Annotated in this window: 16 protein-coding genes; 10 read left to right on the forward strand and 6 right to left on the reverse strand. The window is 70.8% G+C overall.

What is annotated here, in order from left to right:
• Positions 1–16 precede the first annotated feature (16 nt).
• Positions 17–472 (reverse strand): winged helix-turn-helix transcriptional regulator, encoded by a 456-nt coding sequence (locus tag ABD327_RS22995; protein ID WP_344452700.1) that lies wholly within the window; start codon positions 470–472, stop codon positions 17–19.
• A gap of 97 nt (positions 473–569) precedes the next feature.
• On the opposite strand from ABD327_RS22995, the gene ABD327_RS23000 reads away from it, so the two are divergent.
• From ABD327_RS23000 to ABD327_RS23020, 5 genes are all read left to right on the forward strand, one after another.
• Complete coding sequence (locus tag ABD327_RS23000; RefSeq protein ID WP_344452701.1) at positions 570–1,946, forward strand: MFS transporter; 1,377 nt, start codon at positions 570–572, stop codon at positions 1,944–1,946.
• A 102-nt stretch (positions 1,947–2,048) separates the two neighbouring features.
• The gene (locus tag ABD327_RS23005) at positions 2,049–2,975 is read left to right on the forward strand and encodes an endonuclease/exonuclease/phosphatase family protein (RefSeq protein ID WP_344452702.1); all 927 of its coding nucleotides are present in this window, start codon (positions 2,049–2,051) and stop codon (positions 2,973–2,975) included.
• A 64-nt stretch (positions 2,976–3,039) separates the two neighbouring features.
• Entirely contained in the window at positions 3,040–4,059 is a 1,020-nt protein-coding gene (locus tag ABD327_RS23010) for a Gfo/Idh/MocA family oxidoreductase (RefSeq protein WP_344452703.1), read from the forward strand.
• An 86-nt stretch (positions 4,060–4,145) separates the two neighbouring features.
• Positions 4,146–5,039: a DMT family transporter gene (locus tag ABD327_RS23015; RefSeq protein WP_344452704.1), complete on the forward strand. Its 894-nt coding sequence runs from the start codon at positions 4,146–4,148 to the stop codon at positions 5,037–5,039.
• 225 nt (positions 5,040–5,264) lie between these two features.
• The gene (locus tag ABD327_RS23020; RefSeq protein ID WP_344452705.1) at positions 5,265–5,765 is read left to right on the forward strand and encodes a hypothetical protein; all 501 of its coding nucleotides are present in this window, start codon (positions 5,265–5,267) and stop codon (positions 5,763–5,765) included.
• 175 nt (positions 5,766–5,940) lie between these two features.
• On the opposite strand, the gene ABD327_RS23025 is transcribed toward ABD327_RS23020, so the two are convergent.
• From ABD327_RS23025 to ABD327_RS23040, 4 genes are all read right to left on the reverse strand, one after another.
• On the reverse strand, positions 5,941–6,519 hold the full coding sequence (locus ABD327_RS23025; RefSeq protein ID WP_344452706.1) for a hypothetical protein: 579 nt from the start codon (positions 6,517–6,519) through the stop codon (positions 5,941–5,943).
• Between the two features lie 685 nt (positions 6,520–7,204).
• Positions 7,205–8,032 carry a hypothetical protein gene (locus ABD327_RS23030; protein WP_344452707.1) on the reverse strand — a complete coding sequence of 276 codons (828 nt, stop codon included), beginning with the start codon at positions 8,030–8,032 and terminating at the stop codon, positions 7,205–7,207.
• A 64-nt stretch (positions 8,033–8,096) separates the two neighbouring features.
• Complete coding sequence (locus ABD327_RS23035) at positions 8,097–8,942, reverse strand: HTD2 family dehydratase (RefSeq protein WP_344452708.1); 846 nt, start codon at positions 8,940–8,942, stop codon at positions 8,097–8,099.
• Between the two features lie 16 nt (positions 8,943–8,958).
• Entirely contained in the window at positions 8,959–10,596 is a 1,638-nt protein-coding gene (locus ABD327_RS23040) for a FadD3 family acyl-CoA ligase (RefSeq protein WP_344452710.1), read from the reverse strand.
• A gap of 143 nt (positions 10,597–10,739) precedes the next feature.
• Between ABD327_RS23040 and ABD327_RS23045 the strand changes: the two genes are divergently transcribed.
• From ABD327_RS23045 to ABD327_RS23060, 4 genes are read left to right on the forward strand one after another with little or no spacing between them, the layout of a single operon-like run.
• Positions 10,740–11,651 carry an SDR family NAD(P)-dependent oxidoreductase gene (locus tag ABD327_RS23045; protein WP_344452711.1) on the forward strand — a complete coding sequence of 304 codons (912 nt, stop codon included), beginning with the start codon at positions 10,740–10,742 and terminating at the stop codon, positions 11,649–11,651.
• A gap of 19 nt (positions 11,652–11,670) precedes the next feature.
• Positions 11,671–12,930, forward strand: a complete 1,260-nt coding sequence (locus ABD327_RS23050) for an acyl-CoA dehydrogenase family protein (RefSeq protein ID WP_344452712.1) — start codon at positions 11,671–11,673, stop codon at positions 12,928–12,930.
• Positions 12,931–12,933: 3 nt separating this feature from the next.
• Positions 12,934–13,803 carry an amidohydrolase family protein gene (locus ABD327_RS23055; protein WP_344452713.1) on the forward strand — a complete coding sequence of 290 codons (870 nt, stop codon included), beginning with the start codon at positions 12,934–12,936 and terminating at the stop codon, positions 13,801–13,803.
• Between the two features lie 34 nt (positions 13,804–13,837).
• Positions 13,838–15,577 carry a class I adenylate-forming enzyme family protein gene (locus ABD327_RS23060; protein WP_344452714.1) on the forward strand — a complete coding sequence of 580 codons (1,740 nt, stop codon included), beginning with the start codon at positions 13,838–13,840 and terminating at the stop codon, positions 15,575–15,577.
• Between the two features lie 46 nt (positions 15,578–15,623).
• Here the strand turns inward: ABD327_RS23060 and ABD327_RS23065 are convergent, their stop codons facing one another.
• Positions 15,624–15,887 (reverse strand): ArsR/SmtB family transcription factor, encoded by a 264-nt coding sequence (locus tag ABD327_RS23065; protein ID WP_344452716.1) that lies wholly within the window; start codon positions 15,885–15,887, stop codon positions 15,624–15,626.
• A gap of 220 nt (positions 15,888–16,107) precedes the next feature.
• Here ABD327_RS23065 and ABD327_RS23070 point away from each other — a divergent pair, with 220 nt between their 5' ends.
• Complete coding sequence (locus tag ABD327_RS23070) at positions 16,108–17,106, forward strand: zinc-dependent alcohol dehydrogenase family protein (RefSeq protein ID WP_344452718.1); 999 nt, start codon at positions 16,108–16,110, stop codon at positions 17,104–17,106.
• Positions 17,107–17,209 lie beyond the last annotated feature (103 nt).

The raw sequence follows: 17,209 nt of genomic DNA on the forward strand, positions 1-17,209 counted from the left end.
GGCCGAAGCCGTCCTCCTAGGGATTTTCGGGTCCGCTCAGCGCCCAGCCGGGTGAGTTGACGGTGAGGCGGACGTCCTCCGGCCGCACCTCGTCGCCGCAGTGGCGGCAGGTGAAGGCGAGGTCCAGGGAATGGCCGCAGGTGTGCGCGGCCTTGACGGGGGGCTCGTCGGCCAGCCAGCGGTCGCCCCACTCGCGCAGCATGTTGAGGATCATGCGCAGCTCGCGGCCCGACTCGGTGAGGTGGTACTCGAAGCGGGGCGGGCGGTCGGAGTAGGGGCGTCTGGTGATGACGCCCGCGGCCTCCAGGGAGCGCAGCCGGGCGGTGAGGATGTCGCGGGACGCCCCGGTGTTGCGGGCGATCTCGTCGAACCGGCGGTTGCCGAACGCGATCTCGCGGACGGCCAGCAGCGCCCAGCGCTCCCCGACGATCCGCAGCGCGTCGGCGATGGAACAGGGTCTGCCGGTGTTCATGCCTTCAAGGTTGCCATATCCAACTCACTGGGTCTACCGTGCCGCCATCAATAAGTTGGAAAATCCAACTGACTATCCTCCTCGGAAGGGACCCGCCTTGCACCCGTCCCCACCCCCCGCCGCGGCCGTCCGGTTCGGACCGGTCTTCGCCCTCGCCGCCGCCGGGGTCGCGATGTCCAACCTCGACCTGTTCATCGTGAACGTCGCGCTTCCGGTCGTCGGCGAGCACTTCGCGGACGCCCCGCTGTCCCGGCTGTCGTGGATCCTCAACGCCTACGCGGTGGTCTTCGCCGCGCTGCTCGTGCCGGCGGGCGGGCTGGCGGACCGCACCGGCGCCCGCCGCGCCTACCTGTGGGGCGTCGCGGTGTTCACCCTCGCCTCGGCGCTGGCCGCGCTCGCCCCCGGCGTGTGGACACTGATCGCGGCCCGGGTCCTGCAGGCCGCCGGAGCGGCCCTGCTCACCCCGGCCTCCCTCGGGCTGCTGCTGACCGCCGCGCCGCCCGACCGCCGGGCGGGCGCGGTCCGGGGCTGGACCGCCGTCGGCGGGGAGGCCGCCTCGCTCGGCCCGGTCGCGGGCGGGCTCCTCACCGCGCTGGACTGGCGCTGGGTCTTCCTGGTGAACCTGCCCGTCGGCCTGTTCGTCCTGCTGGCCGGCCCCCGGATCCTGCCCGCCTCGCCGCCCGCCGGCGGGCCCCGTCCGGACCTGACCGGCGCGGGCATCCTCACCGCGGCCATCGCCCTGCTGGCCCTGGGACTGGTCAAGGCCGAGGAATGGGGCTGGACCTCCGCTCCCACGCTCGGCGCGCTGGCGGCCGCGGCCGTCCTGGCAGGCTGGTTCGCGGCGAGGTCGGCCCGCCACCCCGCGCCGATCATCCCTCCGGCGCTGCTGCGCACCCCCGCCTTCGGCCCGGCCACCCTCGCGAACCTGCTGTTCGCCGCAGCCTTCGCCGCCATGCTGCTCGCCGTGGTCCTGTGGGCGCAGACCGGCTGGGGCTGGTCGGCCCTGCGCACCGGCTGGGCCATCGCCCCCGGCCCGCTGATGGTGCCGGGACTGGCCCTGGGCGCCGCACCCCTGGTCCGCAGGTTCGGCCCGGGAGCGGTCGCCGCCCTGGGCTGCGCCGTCTTCGCCGCGGGGAACCTGTGGTGGTTCGCCGCCCTGACCCCCGACCCGGCCTACCTCACCGCGTTCCTGCCCGGCATGCTGCTGACCGGCGTCGGTGTCGGCCTCACCCTGCCGACGCTGGTCGGCGCGGCGGTCTCAATCCTGCCCGCGGGTTCGTTCGCCACCGGCTCGGCCGTCGTCACCATGGCCCGGCAGGTGGGCTCGGTCCTCGGGGTGGCCGCCCTCGTCGCGGTCCTGGGCGCGGCGCCCGGCGCCGGGGACTTCGACAACGGCTGGCTGTTCGTCACCGCCGCCACCGCGGCCACCGGCGCGGCGGTCCTGACGCTCCTCGTCCGTCCGGGGAGAGGATGAACTGGAAAGGGTGCTTGCGCCCCGTCCGGCTGAGAAGATCGCCTAGACTCTTCACGGCTGTGATGCCGGAGTGCCGGGCGCTCCGCGCCCGCCGATCGGGGGATGAGCATGGGCCTGTGGAGGACCGCCGTCGCCTGGGCGCTGATCGCGCCCTTCCTGATGTGGACGGTGCTGAGGCTCTCCGGGATCGATGCCGGGTTCCGGTGGATCCAGCTGGTCTCCTTCACCCCTTATGTGGCGGGCGCGGCGTTCGCCGTACCGGTCGTGGCGCTGCTGCTGCGCCGCCGGGGTGCGGCGGCGGCCGGGCTGGCCGTCGCGGTGGTGCTCGGCGCGCTCGTCCTCCCCCGGATGCTGGGAGAGGGGCAGCCGCCGGCGAAGGGGCCGGTGCTGAGGGTGCTCAGCGCCAACGTCAGGTTCGGCCTCACCCCGCCCGACCGCGTGCTGGCCCTGGTGCGGGACCTGCGGATCGACGTCCTCTCGATCCAGGAGCTCCCCCCCGAGGCCCGCCGGGTGCTGGAGGAGAAGGGCCTCCTCGAGCTGCTCCCGCACACCGCGAACGGCACGCACGACACCACGCTGTACTCGCGCCACCCCTTCCAGACGGCTCCCGCTCCGGCGGGCGCGGTCCGGGCGGCGATGGACGTCCCCGGCGCGGACGGGCCGGTCGAGTTCGTCGCCGTGCACACCTGCGCGCCCCTGCGGCCCGGCCTCGACCGGTGCTGGCGCGCGGGCCAGACCGAACTGCCCGAGGCCACCCCCGAGGGCACGCCCCGGATCCTGGCCGGGGACTTCAACGCCACCCTCGACCACGCGAGCCTGCGCGAAACGCTCTCGACCGGCTACCGCGACGCCGCCGAGGTGCGCGGCGCCGGCCTGCGCCCCACCTGGCCCGCCGACGGCTGGTCGACCCCCGGCATCGTCATCGACCATGTCTTCGCCGACCGCAGGATCTCGGTCTTGGACTACTCGGTGCACGGCCTGCCGGGCAGCGACCACCGCGCCGTCTACGCGGAACTGCGCCTCCCCTGAGCGAAACGTGCCTGGTGAGACCCCGGATCCCGGTCCGCTCCAGGCGGTTTGCCATGATCGAGGCATGACGTTGCGTGTGGTGCTCCTCGGGTACGGGACCGGCGGTTCGATCTTCCACGCCCCGCTGATCACCTCGGTGCCGGGCATGGTCCTGACGGCCGTGGTGACCGGGAACCCGGCCCGGCAGGACGCGGTGCGGCAGCGCTACCCGGGCGTGGCGGTGCTGCCGGACCCGGCGCCGGTGTTCGACGCCCCCGCCAACTGCGACCTCGTGGTGATCACCACCCCGAACCGCACCCACGTGCCGCTGGCGACCCGGGCGCTGGAGGCCGGACTGCCCGTGGTGATCGACAAGCCGATCGCGGTGACGTCCGAGCAGGCCAGGAGGCTGGCCGAGATCGGGCCTCCGGTGTTCCCCTACCACAACCGCCGCTGGGACGGGGACTTCCGCACGCTCCAGCGGCTCATGGCCGAGGGCGTCCTCGGCGGGATCAGGCGGTTCGAGTCCAGGTTCGAACGGTGGCGGCCCCTGGTGAAGGAGTCCTGGAAGGAGTCGGCCGACCCCGCCGACGCGGGGAGCATCGTGTACGACCTCGGCACCCACCTCATCGACCAGGCGGTCTGCCTGTTCGGCCCGCCCACGCACGTCTACGCCGAACTCGACACGCGGCGGGCGGGCGCGACCGCCGCGGACGACGCGTTCCTGGCGCTGACCCACGAGAACGGCACCCGGTCCCACCTGTGGATGAGCGCGACCGCGGCCGACCTCGGACCCCGGTTCCGGGTGCTGGGGGACCGGGCCTCCTACGTCACGCACGGCATGGACGTCCAGGAGGAGATGCTGCGTGCGGGCCGCACCCCGCGCGAGCCGGGCTGGGGCCAGATGCCGCCGGAGACCTACGGGTTCCTGGGCGTCCCCGGGGCGTCCCGGCCGGTCCGCACCGACCCCGGCGCCTGGCAGGAGTTCTACGTGGGCGTGGTGAACGCGCTCGAGCACGGCGGCCCGCCTCCCGTGCCGATCGAGGACGCCGTCGCGGGACTGGAGATCATCGAGGCGGCCCTGCGTTCGGCGGCGGGGCGGTAGCGGCTTTCGGACGCCGCGTTCGGAGGACTCCCAGCTGAGCGGCCCGGGGTCGAAAAAAGGTTCGACAACGGGTCTACGGTTTGATCATGACAAAACCATCGGAAGTTCACGGCAGGACGGAAGGGAACGGGCTGGCGCTGGGCGCGGTGGTCTTCACCGTCCTGGCCTGGGCCTCGGCGTTCGTCGCGATCCGCGGCCTCGGCGACGACTTCGGGCCGGGACCCCTCACCCTCGGCAGGCTGGGCGTGGCCGTCGTCGTGCTCGGCGCGATGCTGGCGGTCCGCCGCAACTGGGTACGGCCGAACCGCCGCGAATGGACGCTGCTCCTGGTCTACGGAGTGGTGTGGTTCGGCGTCTACAACGTGGCGCTGAACGCCTCCGAACAGCGCATCGACGCCGGCACCGCCGCGATGCTCGTCAACATCGGGCCGATCCTCATCGCGCTGCTGGCCGGAACCCTCCTGAACGAGGGCTACCCCCGCTGGCTGCTCGCCGGAGCGGGGGTCGCGTTCGCCGGGGCGGCGCTGATCGGCGTGGCGACGGCGGGCGAGGACGACGCGGACCTGCTCGGCATCGCCCTCGGCGTGGTGGCCGCCGTCGCCTATGCGATCGGGGTGGTGGCGCAGAAGCCGGTGCTGCGGCGGCTTCCGGTCCTGCAGGTGACCTGGCTGGGCTGCACGATCGCCGCCGTAGCCTGCCTTCCGTACGCGCCCGCGCTGGCCGAGGAGGTCGGCCGTGCCTCAGCCGGGGCGCTCGGAGGACTGCTCTACCTCGGGCTCGTCCCCACGGCCCTGGCCTTCAGCACCTGGGGATACGCCCTGGCCCGGATGGACGCCGGGCGTCTCGGCGTCACCACCTACCTCGTCCCGCCGCTGGCCGTCGTCCTGGCCTGGGTCCTGCTGGAGGAGGTCCCCGCCCCGCTCGCCCTCGCCGGCGGCGTCGTCTGCCTGGCCGGGGTCGCCCTCTCCCGCCGCCGTTAGACCGTCCTCGTCCTCTTCGCCCTCGGCCGCGCGCCTGCGGTCCAGGATGACCGCTCCGGCGATGACCCCGATGATGGCCAGGGCGGGGACGAAGAGGGCGATCGCCTCGACGGCGGCGTGGTGGGCAAGGATCATGCGCCCGACCGTACCTCTGGACCGGCCGCCGCCACACACGGATTCCGCCGGGCCCTTTCTTCTGCGGCACGCTACGGAGATCATTCCCCCATGGGGTGGAGAAGAGTTCTGCTTTGCCTGGCGCCGCTCGTCCTGGGGAGCGCCGTCTACGCGTGGATGGCCGACTTCACGCTGCCGATCGTGCGGCTGGAGTTCGCCTGGAGCGCGCGGACGGCCGCCGAGGTGACCGAAGGAAGAGTCGACGAGTTCCGGGACGCGATCGCGGCCGACTACCCGTTCCTCATCGGCTACACGGCGACGAACGTTCTCGCCTGCGCGTGGGGATGGGGACGGCGGCCGATCGGCGTGACCGGATGCGTCCTGGCCGTCACGGCGGCGGTCTGCGACGTACTGGAGAACCTGTCGTTGCGGGCAGGCCTCGAGCACATGGACGACGCCTGGTTCGAGCGGGCGGCGGTGGCCGCCGGAGTGAAGTTCACCCTGTTGAGCGTCGCGATCGTCATCGCGGTGGCGGGAATGGTGAGGCTCGCACGCGGGACCGCCCCGTCGCCTGACGGCCCCGCCCGACGGCAGGAGCCGTCGACGCCCTGAGCCGCTAGCGGGCATCCGCTCCGAATGGTCGGCATTGCGACGCCCTCGGCATTCCGGTGTCGTCCGGGTCGCCCCTCGACAGGTGGCGGCAGGGCGGCGCGCGGTCTGCCGACGGACAGGAGAGCCGGGCCCTTCGGGGGCGGATGGCCGATACCGATTCCGCCCCCTGCGGATGTCAGGCGCGCTTGTAATAGTGCACGGAGGCGATGGTGGTCCTGGGCCCGTCGGCCTCCAGCACGAGCTTCAGGGTCTTGGACGTGCAGGTGTACTGGCCGAAGGTCGGGATGAACCGGTCGTCCAGTCCGGCCCGGTAAATCTTGGCGAGCTTGGCCGTGCCCGTGGACTGGCCGCCGAGGAAACTGGAGATGGTCGCGCCGCCGGTGGCGGTCTTGGGCTTGAGGGACAGGCTGCCCGTCTTCTTCTTCCCGGTGAGGGAGGACTTGAAGGTCAGCTTCTTCTTGAAGACGTCGGTCACGGTGTAGGGGTCGCCTTCCACGACGCCCTTGGTGACGACCTTCTTGGCGCGGGAGAAGTCGTAGGAGGCCGACTTCTTGGTGATGGTCAGCCGGGTGCCCTCACCGCCCTTGGCCTTGGCGGTGACCTCTTCGATGTGGCTCTTCATCGTGTACTTGGTGAGCTTCCAGGTGCCGACGGCGCAGGGACCGCCCGCTGCGGAGGCCGGCGCCGGAACGGCGAAGGCCAGGCCGGCGGTCAGGACGGCGGCCGAAAGCAGGCGGAAAGGGGTGGTGGACAAGTCGGTACTCCTTCGAAGCGACCAGCGGCGGGGGCACTGGTCTTTCAGATGACCGCCAGAGGCAAGAAGATCGGACGACTTTGGACCAGTTCGCAGTGGCGCACGGTCAGGCGGCGGCCGCCTGGAAGTCGGGTGATGCCTTGCCGAGTTTGACGGCTTCGCCCTGGGAAGCACCCCGCGTGCGCGGGGCCGACCCCTTGGACTCGTCCAGGGCGGCACGGAGGTCCGAAGCATCCCCGCGTGCGCGGGGCCGACTTGTGGCGTCGCATATCCCCCGCGCTGACCGTGGAAGCATCCCCGCGCGGGGATGCTTCTTGCACGGCACACGGCGGCCGTCCAGGCATCCCGTCGGCCCCGCGCACGCGGGGATGCTTCGCCCAGGACGGTCACCTCCGGCTTGTCCTGCAGGTCGGCTCCGCGCACGCGGGGATGCTTCCGTTTCCGGATACCAGCAGCTCATCACCGACGGTGTCGGGGATGCTTCGTAGTCGACGGTCGGGCGGATGATGTCCTTCCGTCCTGGTCCGCGATGAAGGAGGCCTTGCGTAGAAGGAAGTCTGTGTTGTCGGCGATGAGGCTCCGCACCGCACCGGATCCTCATACCTCGAGTCCGGCGGTCGTCCATGCCGGCGTTCTGGGACGTCGGCACGTCGTTGTCGACGCAATGCCGGCATCCGTCGTTGGCTCAGGTGGTGATGTCGTTCCAGTGGTCCCAGACGATGTCGACTTGGGTGTAGGTCTCATCGAAGGCGAGGATGAATTCGTCTCGGCACCAGACGGTCGTGCCGTTGCCGTCCGCGTTCGGAAGGAAGGCGGACACCCGCACCGTGCGGTCGTCCGGATGGACCTTGATCCAGGAGTCGTCGGGCCATCCGGGCAGCGGCGTTTTGGGGCTCGACAGCCAGTCGACGGGGCTGGCCGGGCGAAGCCGTCTCGTGGAGGATCCCCGGTTGCCGACGATCGTCTCGGTCTCGGTGAGCGTCATCTCCACCGGGCGGCCGTCCACGGTGATCCTGAAAGCCCGGGAGCGCTCCTTCACCTCGAAGGAGACCAGGCGGCGCTCCAGGACGGCCTGCGGCCGGTAGTGCACCTGGTGGAAGGGCCAGGCTTCGGCGAGCCAGGACGAGACCTCGATGTGCAGAAGCTCGTCGAGGTCGGCGTGGTCGCTCGAGACCCACGACTTCACCCTGGCGGTCCGTTCGAAGTACGGCTTGGGGTCGATGTAGACGCAGCCGATGACCTGACCGTGCCGTAGGACCGTGTAGGCGAACCGGCTGCGCTCGGAGAACTCCCGTGCATGCTGTTCCAGGTCGGCCAGGTTCTCGTCCAGGCTCATCCCGCCGACCGGAGGCCACGCGCCGTCGCGGAACCCGGGCAGGGTCCGGATGAACGCAATGCTCGACGTCCACGCGGCGTGATCCGACTCGTTGTGCCCGCTTCCCAGCGGCTCGAGCCGGAACTCCGGCCGGTCGAGACAAAGGGGGACCTCGAAGTCGGGCGGAACGAAAGCCATGCTCCCAACCTAACGGCCGAAATGAGCGGCGCGGGGGCTGTGTTCCGGAGCGCCGTTCGGCGGGTCAGCCTTCCACGCGGGCCGTTGCGGTCATGGCGGTCTGGCCGTCGTTGCGGACCATCTTCAAGGCGAGTTCTCCTTCCTCGCCTGAGGGAGCTCCCACGAGGGTGAACGGGACGTTCGCGAAGAGGGGGGCGGTGGCGCGGAAGGAGAACGAGGTCAGTTCCCGGCCGGTGTGGGCGCGGACGGACTCGGCGAGGGTGATCGCGGAGAGGGGGCCGTGGACGACCAGGGCGGGGTAGCCCTCCGCCTCGGTGGCGTAGGCGGGGTCGTAGTGGATGCGGTGGGAGTTGAAGGTGATCGCCGAGAAGCGGAACAGGTCGACGGGAGTGCGTACGAGTTCCTCGGACCAGCCGTGCTCGGGAGCGGGCTCGTGATGGGTGCCCTCGGGGAGGGGGACGGGGGTGCCCTGGGCGCGGTAGACGAGGTCCTGCTCCTCGACGAGGAGGGTCTCGCCGTCGTGGGTGAGGCGGTGCTCGACGGTGACCACCAGCAGGTCGCCTGAGCGGGCCTGCTTGCGGTCGGCGCGCAGGATCGAGGACGTGCGGACCGGGCGGGAGCCGACGACCAGGCCGCCGAGGACGCGGACACGACCGCCCGCCCACATGCGGCGGGGGAGGCCCTCGGTGGGGCCGCCCGGGGGGATGCGCGGGTGGCCGTCGGGGCCCAGGTCGCGGGTGGGGGCCTCGGGGGTGCCGAAGGCCCAGTGCCACAGCACCGGCAGGACGTCGCCGTCCCGGAGGGTCGCGGGGTTGTCGAGCACGGCGGCGACCTTGCGGGCGTGCTCGGCGTGCAGGGGCAGCTCGGTGACTTCGGCGATGCCGAGGTCGGTCGGCTTGAGGTCCGTCATGCCGGTGGTCCTCCCGTCAGGCGCCCGGGCGGGCGCGCAGGTCGTTCTTCAGGACCTTGCCCGCCGCGTTCACCGGCAGCGCGTCCACCACGTGCACCCGGCGGGGCACCTTGTAGTTGGCCATGTTCCGCCGGGCCCAGGCGATCAGCTCGTCCGCGTCCAGGGTGGCACCCCGCCTCGCGACGACGAACGCCGCCCCCACCTCGCCCATGCGCTCGTCGGGGACGCCGATGACGGCGCTCTGCGCGACGGACGGGTGGGAGTCCAGGATCTTCTCGATCTCGGCGGGGTAGGCGTTGAATCCGCCGACGATGAACATGTCCTTGATGCGGTCGGTGATGCGGATCCGGCCGTTCTCGTCGATCACGCCGATATCGCCGGTGTGGAGCCAGCCGTCGGAGTCGACGGTGGCGGCCGTCTCCTCCTCGTCGCCGAAGTAGCCCTTCATCACGGTGTAACCGCGCACCAGGATCTCGCCCTCGACGCCCGTCGGAGTGGGCAGGCCCTTGGCGTCTACGGTGACGACCTCCAGGCCGGGCAGGGGGCGGCCTGCCGTGGAGGTGATGATCTCCGGCGGGTCGTCGTAGCGGCACATGGAGACGATCGCGCAGGACTCGGTGAGGCCGTAGCCGGTCACGATGTGGGAGAAGCCGAGCTCCTCCTTGATGCGTTCGAGGATCGAGGGCGGGACGTTCGCCGCGCCCGTCACGGCCAGCCGCAGCCCGGAGACGCCGTCCGAGCTGAAGTCGGGGTGCTCCAGCATCGTCTGGTAGAGCGTCGGCGTGCCGGGCAGGACCGTCACCCGCTCTTCGCGCACCACCTTCAGGACGTGCGGGACGTCCAGGGTGCGCTCCGGCAGGATCGTCGCGCCGACGATGAGTGAGGCCAGCCAGCCGGCCTTGTAGCCGAACCCGTGGAAGAACGGGTTCACGACGAGGTAGCGGTCGCCTTCCCGCAGCCCGACGACCGCGGCCCACACCGCGTAGGCGCGCAGCGTCTGGGCGTGGGTGCACATCGCGCCCTTGGGGTTGCCGGTCGTACCCGAGGTGAACAGCATGTCCGACAGGTCGTCTGGACTGATCTCGGCGGCCCTTACGCGCACCGTCTCCTCGGTGACGGACGATCCGGAAGCCACGAAATCGTCCCAGGAGGTGTGCCGGCCGGCCTGCCCGAAGAGGACGACGACCTTCTCCAAGCCGGGAAGCGCGGCGTAAGGGCGGCCTTCTCCCGCGCCGCCGATGGCCTCCTCGAGTGAGGCGGGATAGTCGCGTCCGAGGAACTCGTCGATGACGCACAGGATCCGGGCCTGGCTCTTGTCCAGGATGTAGGCGGCCTCGTTGCCCTGGAACCGGGTGTTGAGCGGCACGAGCACGCCCCCGGCGCGTTGGAGGCCGAGCGCGGCGACGATCCAGCGGGCGGTGTTGGGCGACCAGACCGCCACCCGGTCGCCCCGCTCCAGCCCGGCCGCGAGGAAGGCCGCGGCGGCTTCGGTCACGGCGGTCTCGAGCTCGGCGTAGGTGATCCGGACGTCGCCGTCGACGATCGCCTCGGTGTCGCCGAGGCGGTTCGCGGCTTCGGTGAGCAGAGTGCTGGTGGTTCCCCAGCGCAGGTCTCCGCGCGGGTCGACGAAGTCGTCCGTGGGGGTGGTGGTCACCTGGGTCCTCCGGGAAACGGGGCCGCGAGTGCGGACGGGGGAGACATCGGGCGGTATGTTCAATAACATATACATTCTGCAATGAGGGTGCGGTGGGTTCAAGGCCGCCGCCCGTGATGACGTCAGCCCAAGGAGGCGGGACCGTGGCCCGATTGCTCGAGGACAAGATCGCCATCGTGACGGGAGCCGCGCACGGCATCGGCCGCGGGCACGCGCTGGAACTGGCGAAGCACGGGGCCAAGGTCGTCGTCGCCGACCTCGGCACCAGCGTCCAGGGCGAGGGCAGGGGGAACGACGCGGACGAGGTCGCCGAACTGATCGCCAAGCGCGGCGGCACCGCCATCGCGGACTTCGCCGACATCGCCGACGAGGAGCAGGCGAAGGCGCTGGTCGAGCGGACCGTCGCGGAGTTCGGGCGCCTCGACATCGTGGTGAACAACGCGGGCATCGGCCGCGACAAGGTCATCTGGAACATGACGCCGGACGACTTCGACGCCGTCATGCGCGTCCACGTGCGCGGCACCTGGCTGATGACCCACCTGGCCGCACAGCACTGGCGCGCCCGCTACCAGGCGGGGGAGCGCTTCACCGGCCGCGTCGTCAACACCACCTCGGGCGCGGGCCTGTCCGGCAACTTCGGCCAGTCGAACTACGCGACGGCCAAGGCCGCGATCGTCGGGCTGACGCTGACCACCAGCTTGGAGCTGGCCCGGTTCGGCGTCACCGTCAACGCCGTCGGGCCCGGCGGCATGACCCGGCTGACCGCGACCATGGGCAAGGACCTCAAGGCCTTCGAGCCCGACGAACTCGGCGAGGACGAGTACCACCCGATGGACCCGGCGGGCAGCTCCCCGCTGGTCGCCTGGCTCGCCAGCGACGAGGCCCAGCACGTCAGCGGCCAGGTCATCCGCGCCATCCACGACAAGATCCACCTGATGGGCGGCTGGACCGAGGACGCCACGATCTCGGCCGGCGAGAAGAAATGGGACGCCACGAGGCTCGGGGCGATCCTGGCCACCGACGTCTTCCGCACCCGGGCGCCCGGACTGCGCTGACCACGTCGAAGGAGAACAAGTGGAGCTGCAGGACACTCCCGAACTGGCGGCGTTCCGCGCCGAGGCCCGCACCTGGCTGGCCGGGCACGCGCCCCCCTTCTCCGGCAGGGTGAAGCACCGGCTGCATTTCGAGTCCGCCGAGTCCGCCGAGGCGTACGAGGAGGCCGAGCGCGCCAGCCTGGAGGCGGCCAAGGCCTGGCAGGCCACGCTGCGGGCCGGAGGCTGGGCCGCGATCGCCTGGCCCGAGGCGTTCGGCGGACGAGGCGGCACACCCGGCCAGGAGGCCGTCTTCGCCGAGGAGTGCGAGCGGTTCGACGTCTCCGTCGGGCCGCTGATGATAGGCCTGAAGATGGTCGGGCCGACGCTGATGCGGCACGGCACGTCCGCACAGTGCGCCGAGCACCTGCCGCCACTGCTGAACGGCGAACGCGTCTGGTGCCAGCTCTACAGCGAGCCCGGCGCGGGCTCCGACCTGGCATCGCTGCGAACGCGCGCAGTCCGGGACGAGGCCACCGGCGACTGGATCGTCACCGGCCAGAAGGTGTGGACGTCCTCCGCCCAGGTCGCCGACTGGGCGATCCTGCTGGCCCGCACGAACATCGACTTGCCCAAGCACCAGGGCATCACCTACTTCCTCGTCGACATGCGCACCCCCGGCATCGAGGTGCGGCCGCTGCGCCAGATGAACGGCTCCTACCACTTCAACGAGGTGTTCCTCGACGAGGTGCGGGTTCCGGCGGGCAACGTCGTCGGCGAGGTGGACGCGGGCTGGAAGGTCGTGCACACCACGCTCGCCGCCGAACGCGCCATGATCGGCGGGGGCGGCGGCGAACGCGCGCGGGCCCTGGTGGAACTGGCCCGCTCCCGCGGCCGGATCGACGATCCGGTGGTCCGGCAGCACATCGCCGAGGTCTTCACCCTGGACGAGATCCTGCGCTTCCTCGGCCTGCGCATGCGGGCGGCGATCACCAGGGGAGTGCCGCCCGGTCCCGAGGCTTCGATCATGAAGCTGCTGGTGGCCAGGCGCGCCCACCGCGCCGCCGAGACCGCCCTGGCGATCGAAGGCCCCCACGGGCTGCTGGTCGGGGAGGCGACGGCCGGGCACGGGTCGGGGCAGCAGCAGCTGCTCAGCGCCCAGGGTCTGCGGATCGGCGGCGGCACCGACTTCATCCAGCTCAACGCCATCGCCGAACGCATCCTCGGCCTTCCCCGGCAGCGGCATCCGGACAAGGATGTGCCGTTCAGGATGACGACCGCCCAGCGAGACGGGAGCGAATGAGCCATGGCCATTCCCCACGACCAGCCCATCGTCGACACGATGATCGGGTTCCCCATGAGGGACCCGAAGGCGACCTACGGGTTCATCACCAAGCAGACGAAGGACGCCGAGTCCGGCAAGCTGAAGATGCCCGCCGGCTACATGTTCAAGGACGTGCCCGACCAGGCCGATGAGCCGGAGCACCCCGACCCGATCGCCGTCACCCTCGGCCAGATGGACGCCCATGGCGTCTCCACCGGCCTGGTCGGCGTGCGCAGCGAGGACGGCAAGCGGGCGGTCACCGAATTCCCCGACCGGTTCGCCGGCTGCCTCTCGGTGGACCCGAACAAGGGCATGGACGCCATCCGGGAGATCGTCTCGGCGCACGCCGAATTCGGCATCAAGGCCGTCGACGTCTTTCCCGCGGGGACGCACCCGCAGGTCGCCATCAACGACAAGAAGATGTACCCCGTCTACGCCAAATGCGTGGAGTTGGGCCTGCCCGTCTTCGTCTGCGCCGGAATCCCCGGTCCCCGGGTGCCTTTCGAACCGCAGAAGGTCGAATACATCGACGAGGTGATGTTCGACTTCCCGGAACTGGTGATGGTCACCCGCCACGGCTGCGAACCCTGGGTCGACCTGGCCGTGAAACTCATGCTCAAGTGGCCGAACCTGTACTACTCGACGAGCGCCTTCGCGCCGAAGTACTACCCCCGGGAAATCATCGACTACGCCAATTCCCGGGGCGCGGAGAAGGTCATCTACGCGGGTTACTACCCGATGGGCCTGAGCCTGGAACGCATCATGAAGGAACTGCCGAACGTCCCCCTCAAGGACGACGTGTGGCCGAAGTTCCTGCACGACAACGCCAAACGCGTACTGAAACTCACATAGCAGGGATCTCTTTCTCCCACCCCCGGAGGATCTCGTGACCGAAACCGTCCCGGGCCGTTCGGCCTCCCCTTCCACCCTGCGCTGGACCGCCGACCGGTCGCTGAGCGAGGACATGCGGAGCCTGCTGTGCGGCCCGGGCGGGCCGTTCGAGCGGACGACCGAGGAAGTGCTCGGCACGCCCGTCGAGGTCTTCGTCCAGCGCGCCCCGCACCTGCCCGCGGTGCTCGCCGGAGCGGCCGAGCGCAGTCCCGACACCGAGTACTGCGTCTTCGACGGCCCCGAACCCGAGACGCTCACCTACGGCGAGGCCCGCTCCCTCGCCGCCGCCTACGCCGAGGTCCTGGCGTCCCGGTACTGCGTCGGCAAGGGGGACAGGGTCGCCGTCGCGGCCCCCAACGGCAGGGAATACCTCCTGACGTTCTGGGCGACCCTCTCGCTCGGCGCCGTCATGGTCGGCCTCAACGGCTGGTGGGCCCCTGCCGAACTCGACCACGGCATCGCCCTGACCGCACCGTCAGCCGTCTTCGGCCTGGGCCGCCCGCTGGAACGCCTCGGCCAGACGGAGTTCGCCGCCAAGGGCGGGTCCCTCGTCTCCCTGAAGGACCTGCACGAGGCCGCCCTCGCCGTCCACGACCCGGCCCGCGGCCTGCCGGACGTCGAGATCGCCGAGGACGACCCGGCCGCCGTCCTGTTCACCAGCGGGACCACGAACCTGCCCAAAGGCGCGACGCTCTCCCACCGCAACTTCGTGCACTTCGGCCTGTTCGGCGGACTCGGCGGTGCCGTCGTGGTCGTCAACGGCGGCGGAAGGTACCGCCAGATCCCGCCGGACGTGCAGCGGACGTCGATCTGCTCGAACCCGTTCTTCCACGTCTCCGGCGTGGGCCCCGCCCTGGTCATCGCCCCGTCGTTCGGCTCCCGCCTCGTCTTCCCCGAGCCGGGGCGCTGGGACGCCGAACGCGCCCTGAGGCTGACCGACAAGTACAAGCTCACCCAATGGCACGGCGTCCCGACGCACTTCTGGAAGATGCTCACCCATCCCGACTTCGAGAAGTACAGCACCGGGCAGGTCGCCGTCATCGGCAGCGGCGGCTCGACGTTCGCCCCCGAACTGCTGCGCCTCTTCGAGGAGAAGATGCCCGGCGTCCAGATCACCAACGGCTACGGCATGACCGAGACGACCGGCGGCGGCACCTTCCTCAACGGCCCCGAGATGGACGGCCACCCCGCGTCCGTCGGCGCGCCCGCCCCCACCATGGAGGTCCAGGTCCGCGACCCCGACGGCGTCCCCGCGGCCGAGAACGAGGTAGGCGAGATCCACATCCGCGGCGCCGGCGTCTTCCTCGGCTACTGGAACAACCCCGAAGCCACCGCCGAGGCCTTCGCCGAGGACCGCTGGTACCGCACCGGCGACTACGGCCGCGTCATCGACGGCGTCCTCTACCTCGAAAGCCGCATGCGCGACCTCATCATCCGCGGCGGCGAGAACATCTACCCCATAGAGATCGAGTACCGCCTCGTCGAACACCCGTCGATCGCCGACGCCGCCGTCATCGGCGTCCCCGACCGGATCCTCGGCCAGCAGGTCAAGGCCTTCGTCGTCCTGGAACCCGGCGCGGAGCCCCCGTCCGAGGACGACCTGCGCGCCTGGACCGCCGAGAGGCTCGCCTCCTTCAAGGTCCCCGCCTTCATCGAGTTCCGCGACGCCCTGCCCTACAACGAGACCGGCAAGGTCCTCAAACGCCACCTCGAAGAGGAGCCCGGCACTCCCTGAAGACGGCGTCGCCGCACCGGTGAGGCCGGGTTCCCGCTTCGGCGGATCATTCTCGGCCGTGCCGGGCCACCAGTGCGTCGAGGAGGCCGGGGAAGACTTCGTCGATCTCGTCGCGGCGCAGTGCGTTCATGCGGGAGGTGCCGACGTAGTACTGGCGGATGAGGCCGGCCTCGCGGAGCACGTGGAAGTGGTGGGTGGCGGTGGATTTGCTGACCGGCAGGTCGATCGTGCCGCAGGCGAGGTCCTGGCGGGCGGCGTACAGTTCGCCGACGATCTGGCGGCGTACGGGGTCGACCAGAGCATCGAGCACCTGCTGAAGGCTGATTGTGTGAATGTCCGGATGGTCCGGGACGCGCTCGCCCTGGCTCTTCCGCCGCGTTGCCGTCATCGACCGTCGACCTCCTGCCCGTGCCCTGTGACGCCCGTCAAAGTACCATGAGCATCAAAGTTTGACAGTGATCGTACTTTGGGTTTGGGTGGGGCGCGGCGGTGCGGTCGTGTCGCCGTCATCTGTCGAAGGGTGATCCGTGATGGCCAAGACGGTGCGATTCCATGAGTACGGCGGGCCGGAGGTGCTGCGGCTGGAGGACGTGGAGGTCGGTGAACCCGGTCCCGGCGAACTGTCGATCCGAGTGGACGCGATCGGCCTCAACCGCGCCGAGGTGCTGTTTCGCAGCGGCCACTACATCGAGCCGGTCAAGGAGTTCCCCGCCGGGCTCGGCGCTGAGGCGGCAGGAGTGGTCGAGGCGGTCGGCGCGCGCGTGACGGGGTTCGAGGTCGGCCGGCCGGTCAGCGTGGTGCCCGCGTTCTCGATGAACGACTACTCCGTCTACGCCGAGCGTGCGATCGTTCCCGCGGCCGCGGTCGTGCACCGCCCTGACGGGCTCGGTGCGGTCGAGGGCGCCGCGGTGTGGATGCCCTACGTGACGGCGTACGGGGCGCTGGTCGAGGTCGGCGGGATGAGGGCCGGGGACACGGTCGTGCTCACCGCCGCCTCCAGCAGCGTCGGCCTGGCCGCGATCCAGCTCGCCCGACGCGTCGGCGCGGTGCCCGTCGCCACCACGCGGAGCCGCGTCAAGAAGGACGCGCTGCTCGAGGCGGGGGCGGCCGAAGTGATCGTCACGGACGAGGAGAACGTGGCCGACCGCGTGCTCGCCCTGACCGCGGGCAGGGGCGCCGAATTCGTCTTCGACGCCGTCGCAGGCCCCGGTGTCGTGGACCTGGCCAAGGCGGTCGCCTCCGGCGGCACGCTCTTCCTGTACGGGGCGGTGAGCGGCCAGGAGACTCCCTACCCGGGATTCGACCTCGGTATGCCCGCACTGAACATACGCACCTACACCATGCACGAGACGACCAGGGATCCGGAGCGCCTTCGCCGGGCAGAGGCGTTCGTCTCCTCCGGCCTGCGCACCGGCGCCTTCCAGCCCACCGTGGACCGCACCTTTAACCTGGACGAGATCGTCGCGGCGCACCGCTACATGGAGGCGGGCACCCAGATGGGCAAGATCGTCGTCACCGTCGACCACTGACCGCCGTCCGCGCCCGCCGGCCTCGGGAAATCCAGTGGACATGACCGGCCGAGTACTCCTAACTTCGCTTCCAGGTTCGAGTCCGCGTTTCGAGGAGTGTGTT

The sequence above is a fragment of the Actinocorallia aurantiaca genome, assembly GCF_039533685.1.
GTDB lineage: Bacteria > Actinomycetota > Actinomycetes > Streptosporangiales > Streptosporangiaceae > Actinocorallia > Actinocorallia aurantiaca.

Bases quoted from the DNA above. Each gene is read 5' to 3' on its own strand.
- ABD327_RS22995 (WP_344452700.1), bottom strand. From the start codon at position 472: ATGAACACCGGCAGACCCTGTTCCATCGCCGACGCGCTGCGGATCGTC.
- ABD327_RS23030 (WP_344452707.1), bottom strand. From the start codon at position 8,032: ATGGCTTTCGTTCCGCCCGACTTCGAGGTCCCCCTTTGTCTCGACCGG.
- ABD327_RS23005 (WP_344452702.1), top strand. From the start codon at position 2,049: ATGAGCATGGGCCTGTGGAGGACCGCCGTCGCCTGGGCGCTGATCGCG.
- ABD327_RS23020 (WP_344452705.1), top strand. From the start codon at position 5,265: ATGGGGTGGAGAAGAGTTCTGCTTTGCCTGGCGCCGCTCGTCCTGGGG.
- ABD327_RS23035 (WP_344452708.1), bottom strand. From the start codon at position 8,942: ATGACGGACCTCAAGCCGACCGACCTCGGCATCGCCGAAGTCACCGAG.
- ABD327_RS23010 (WP_344452703.1), top strand. From the start codon at position 3,040: ATGACGTTGCGTGTGGTGCTCCTCGGGTACGGGACCGGCGGTTCGATC.
- ABD327_RS23015 (WP_344452704.1), top strand. From the start codon at position 4,146: ATGACAAAACCATCGGAAGTTCACGGCAGGACGGAAGGGAACGGGCTG.
- ABD327_RS23070 (WP_344452718.1), top strand. From the start codon at position 16,108: ATGGCCAAGACGGTGCGATTCCATGAGTACGGCGGGCCGGAGGTGCTG.
- ABD327_RS23055 (WP_344452713.1), top strand. From the start codon at position 12,934: ATGGCCATTCCCCACGACCAGCCCATCGTCGACACGATGATCGGGTTC.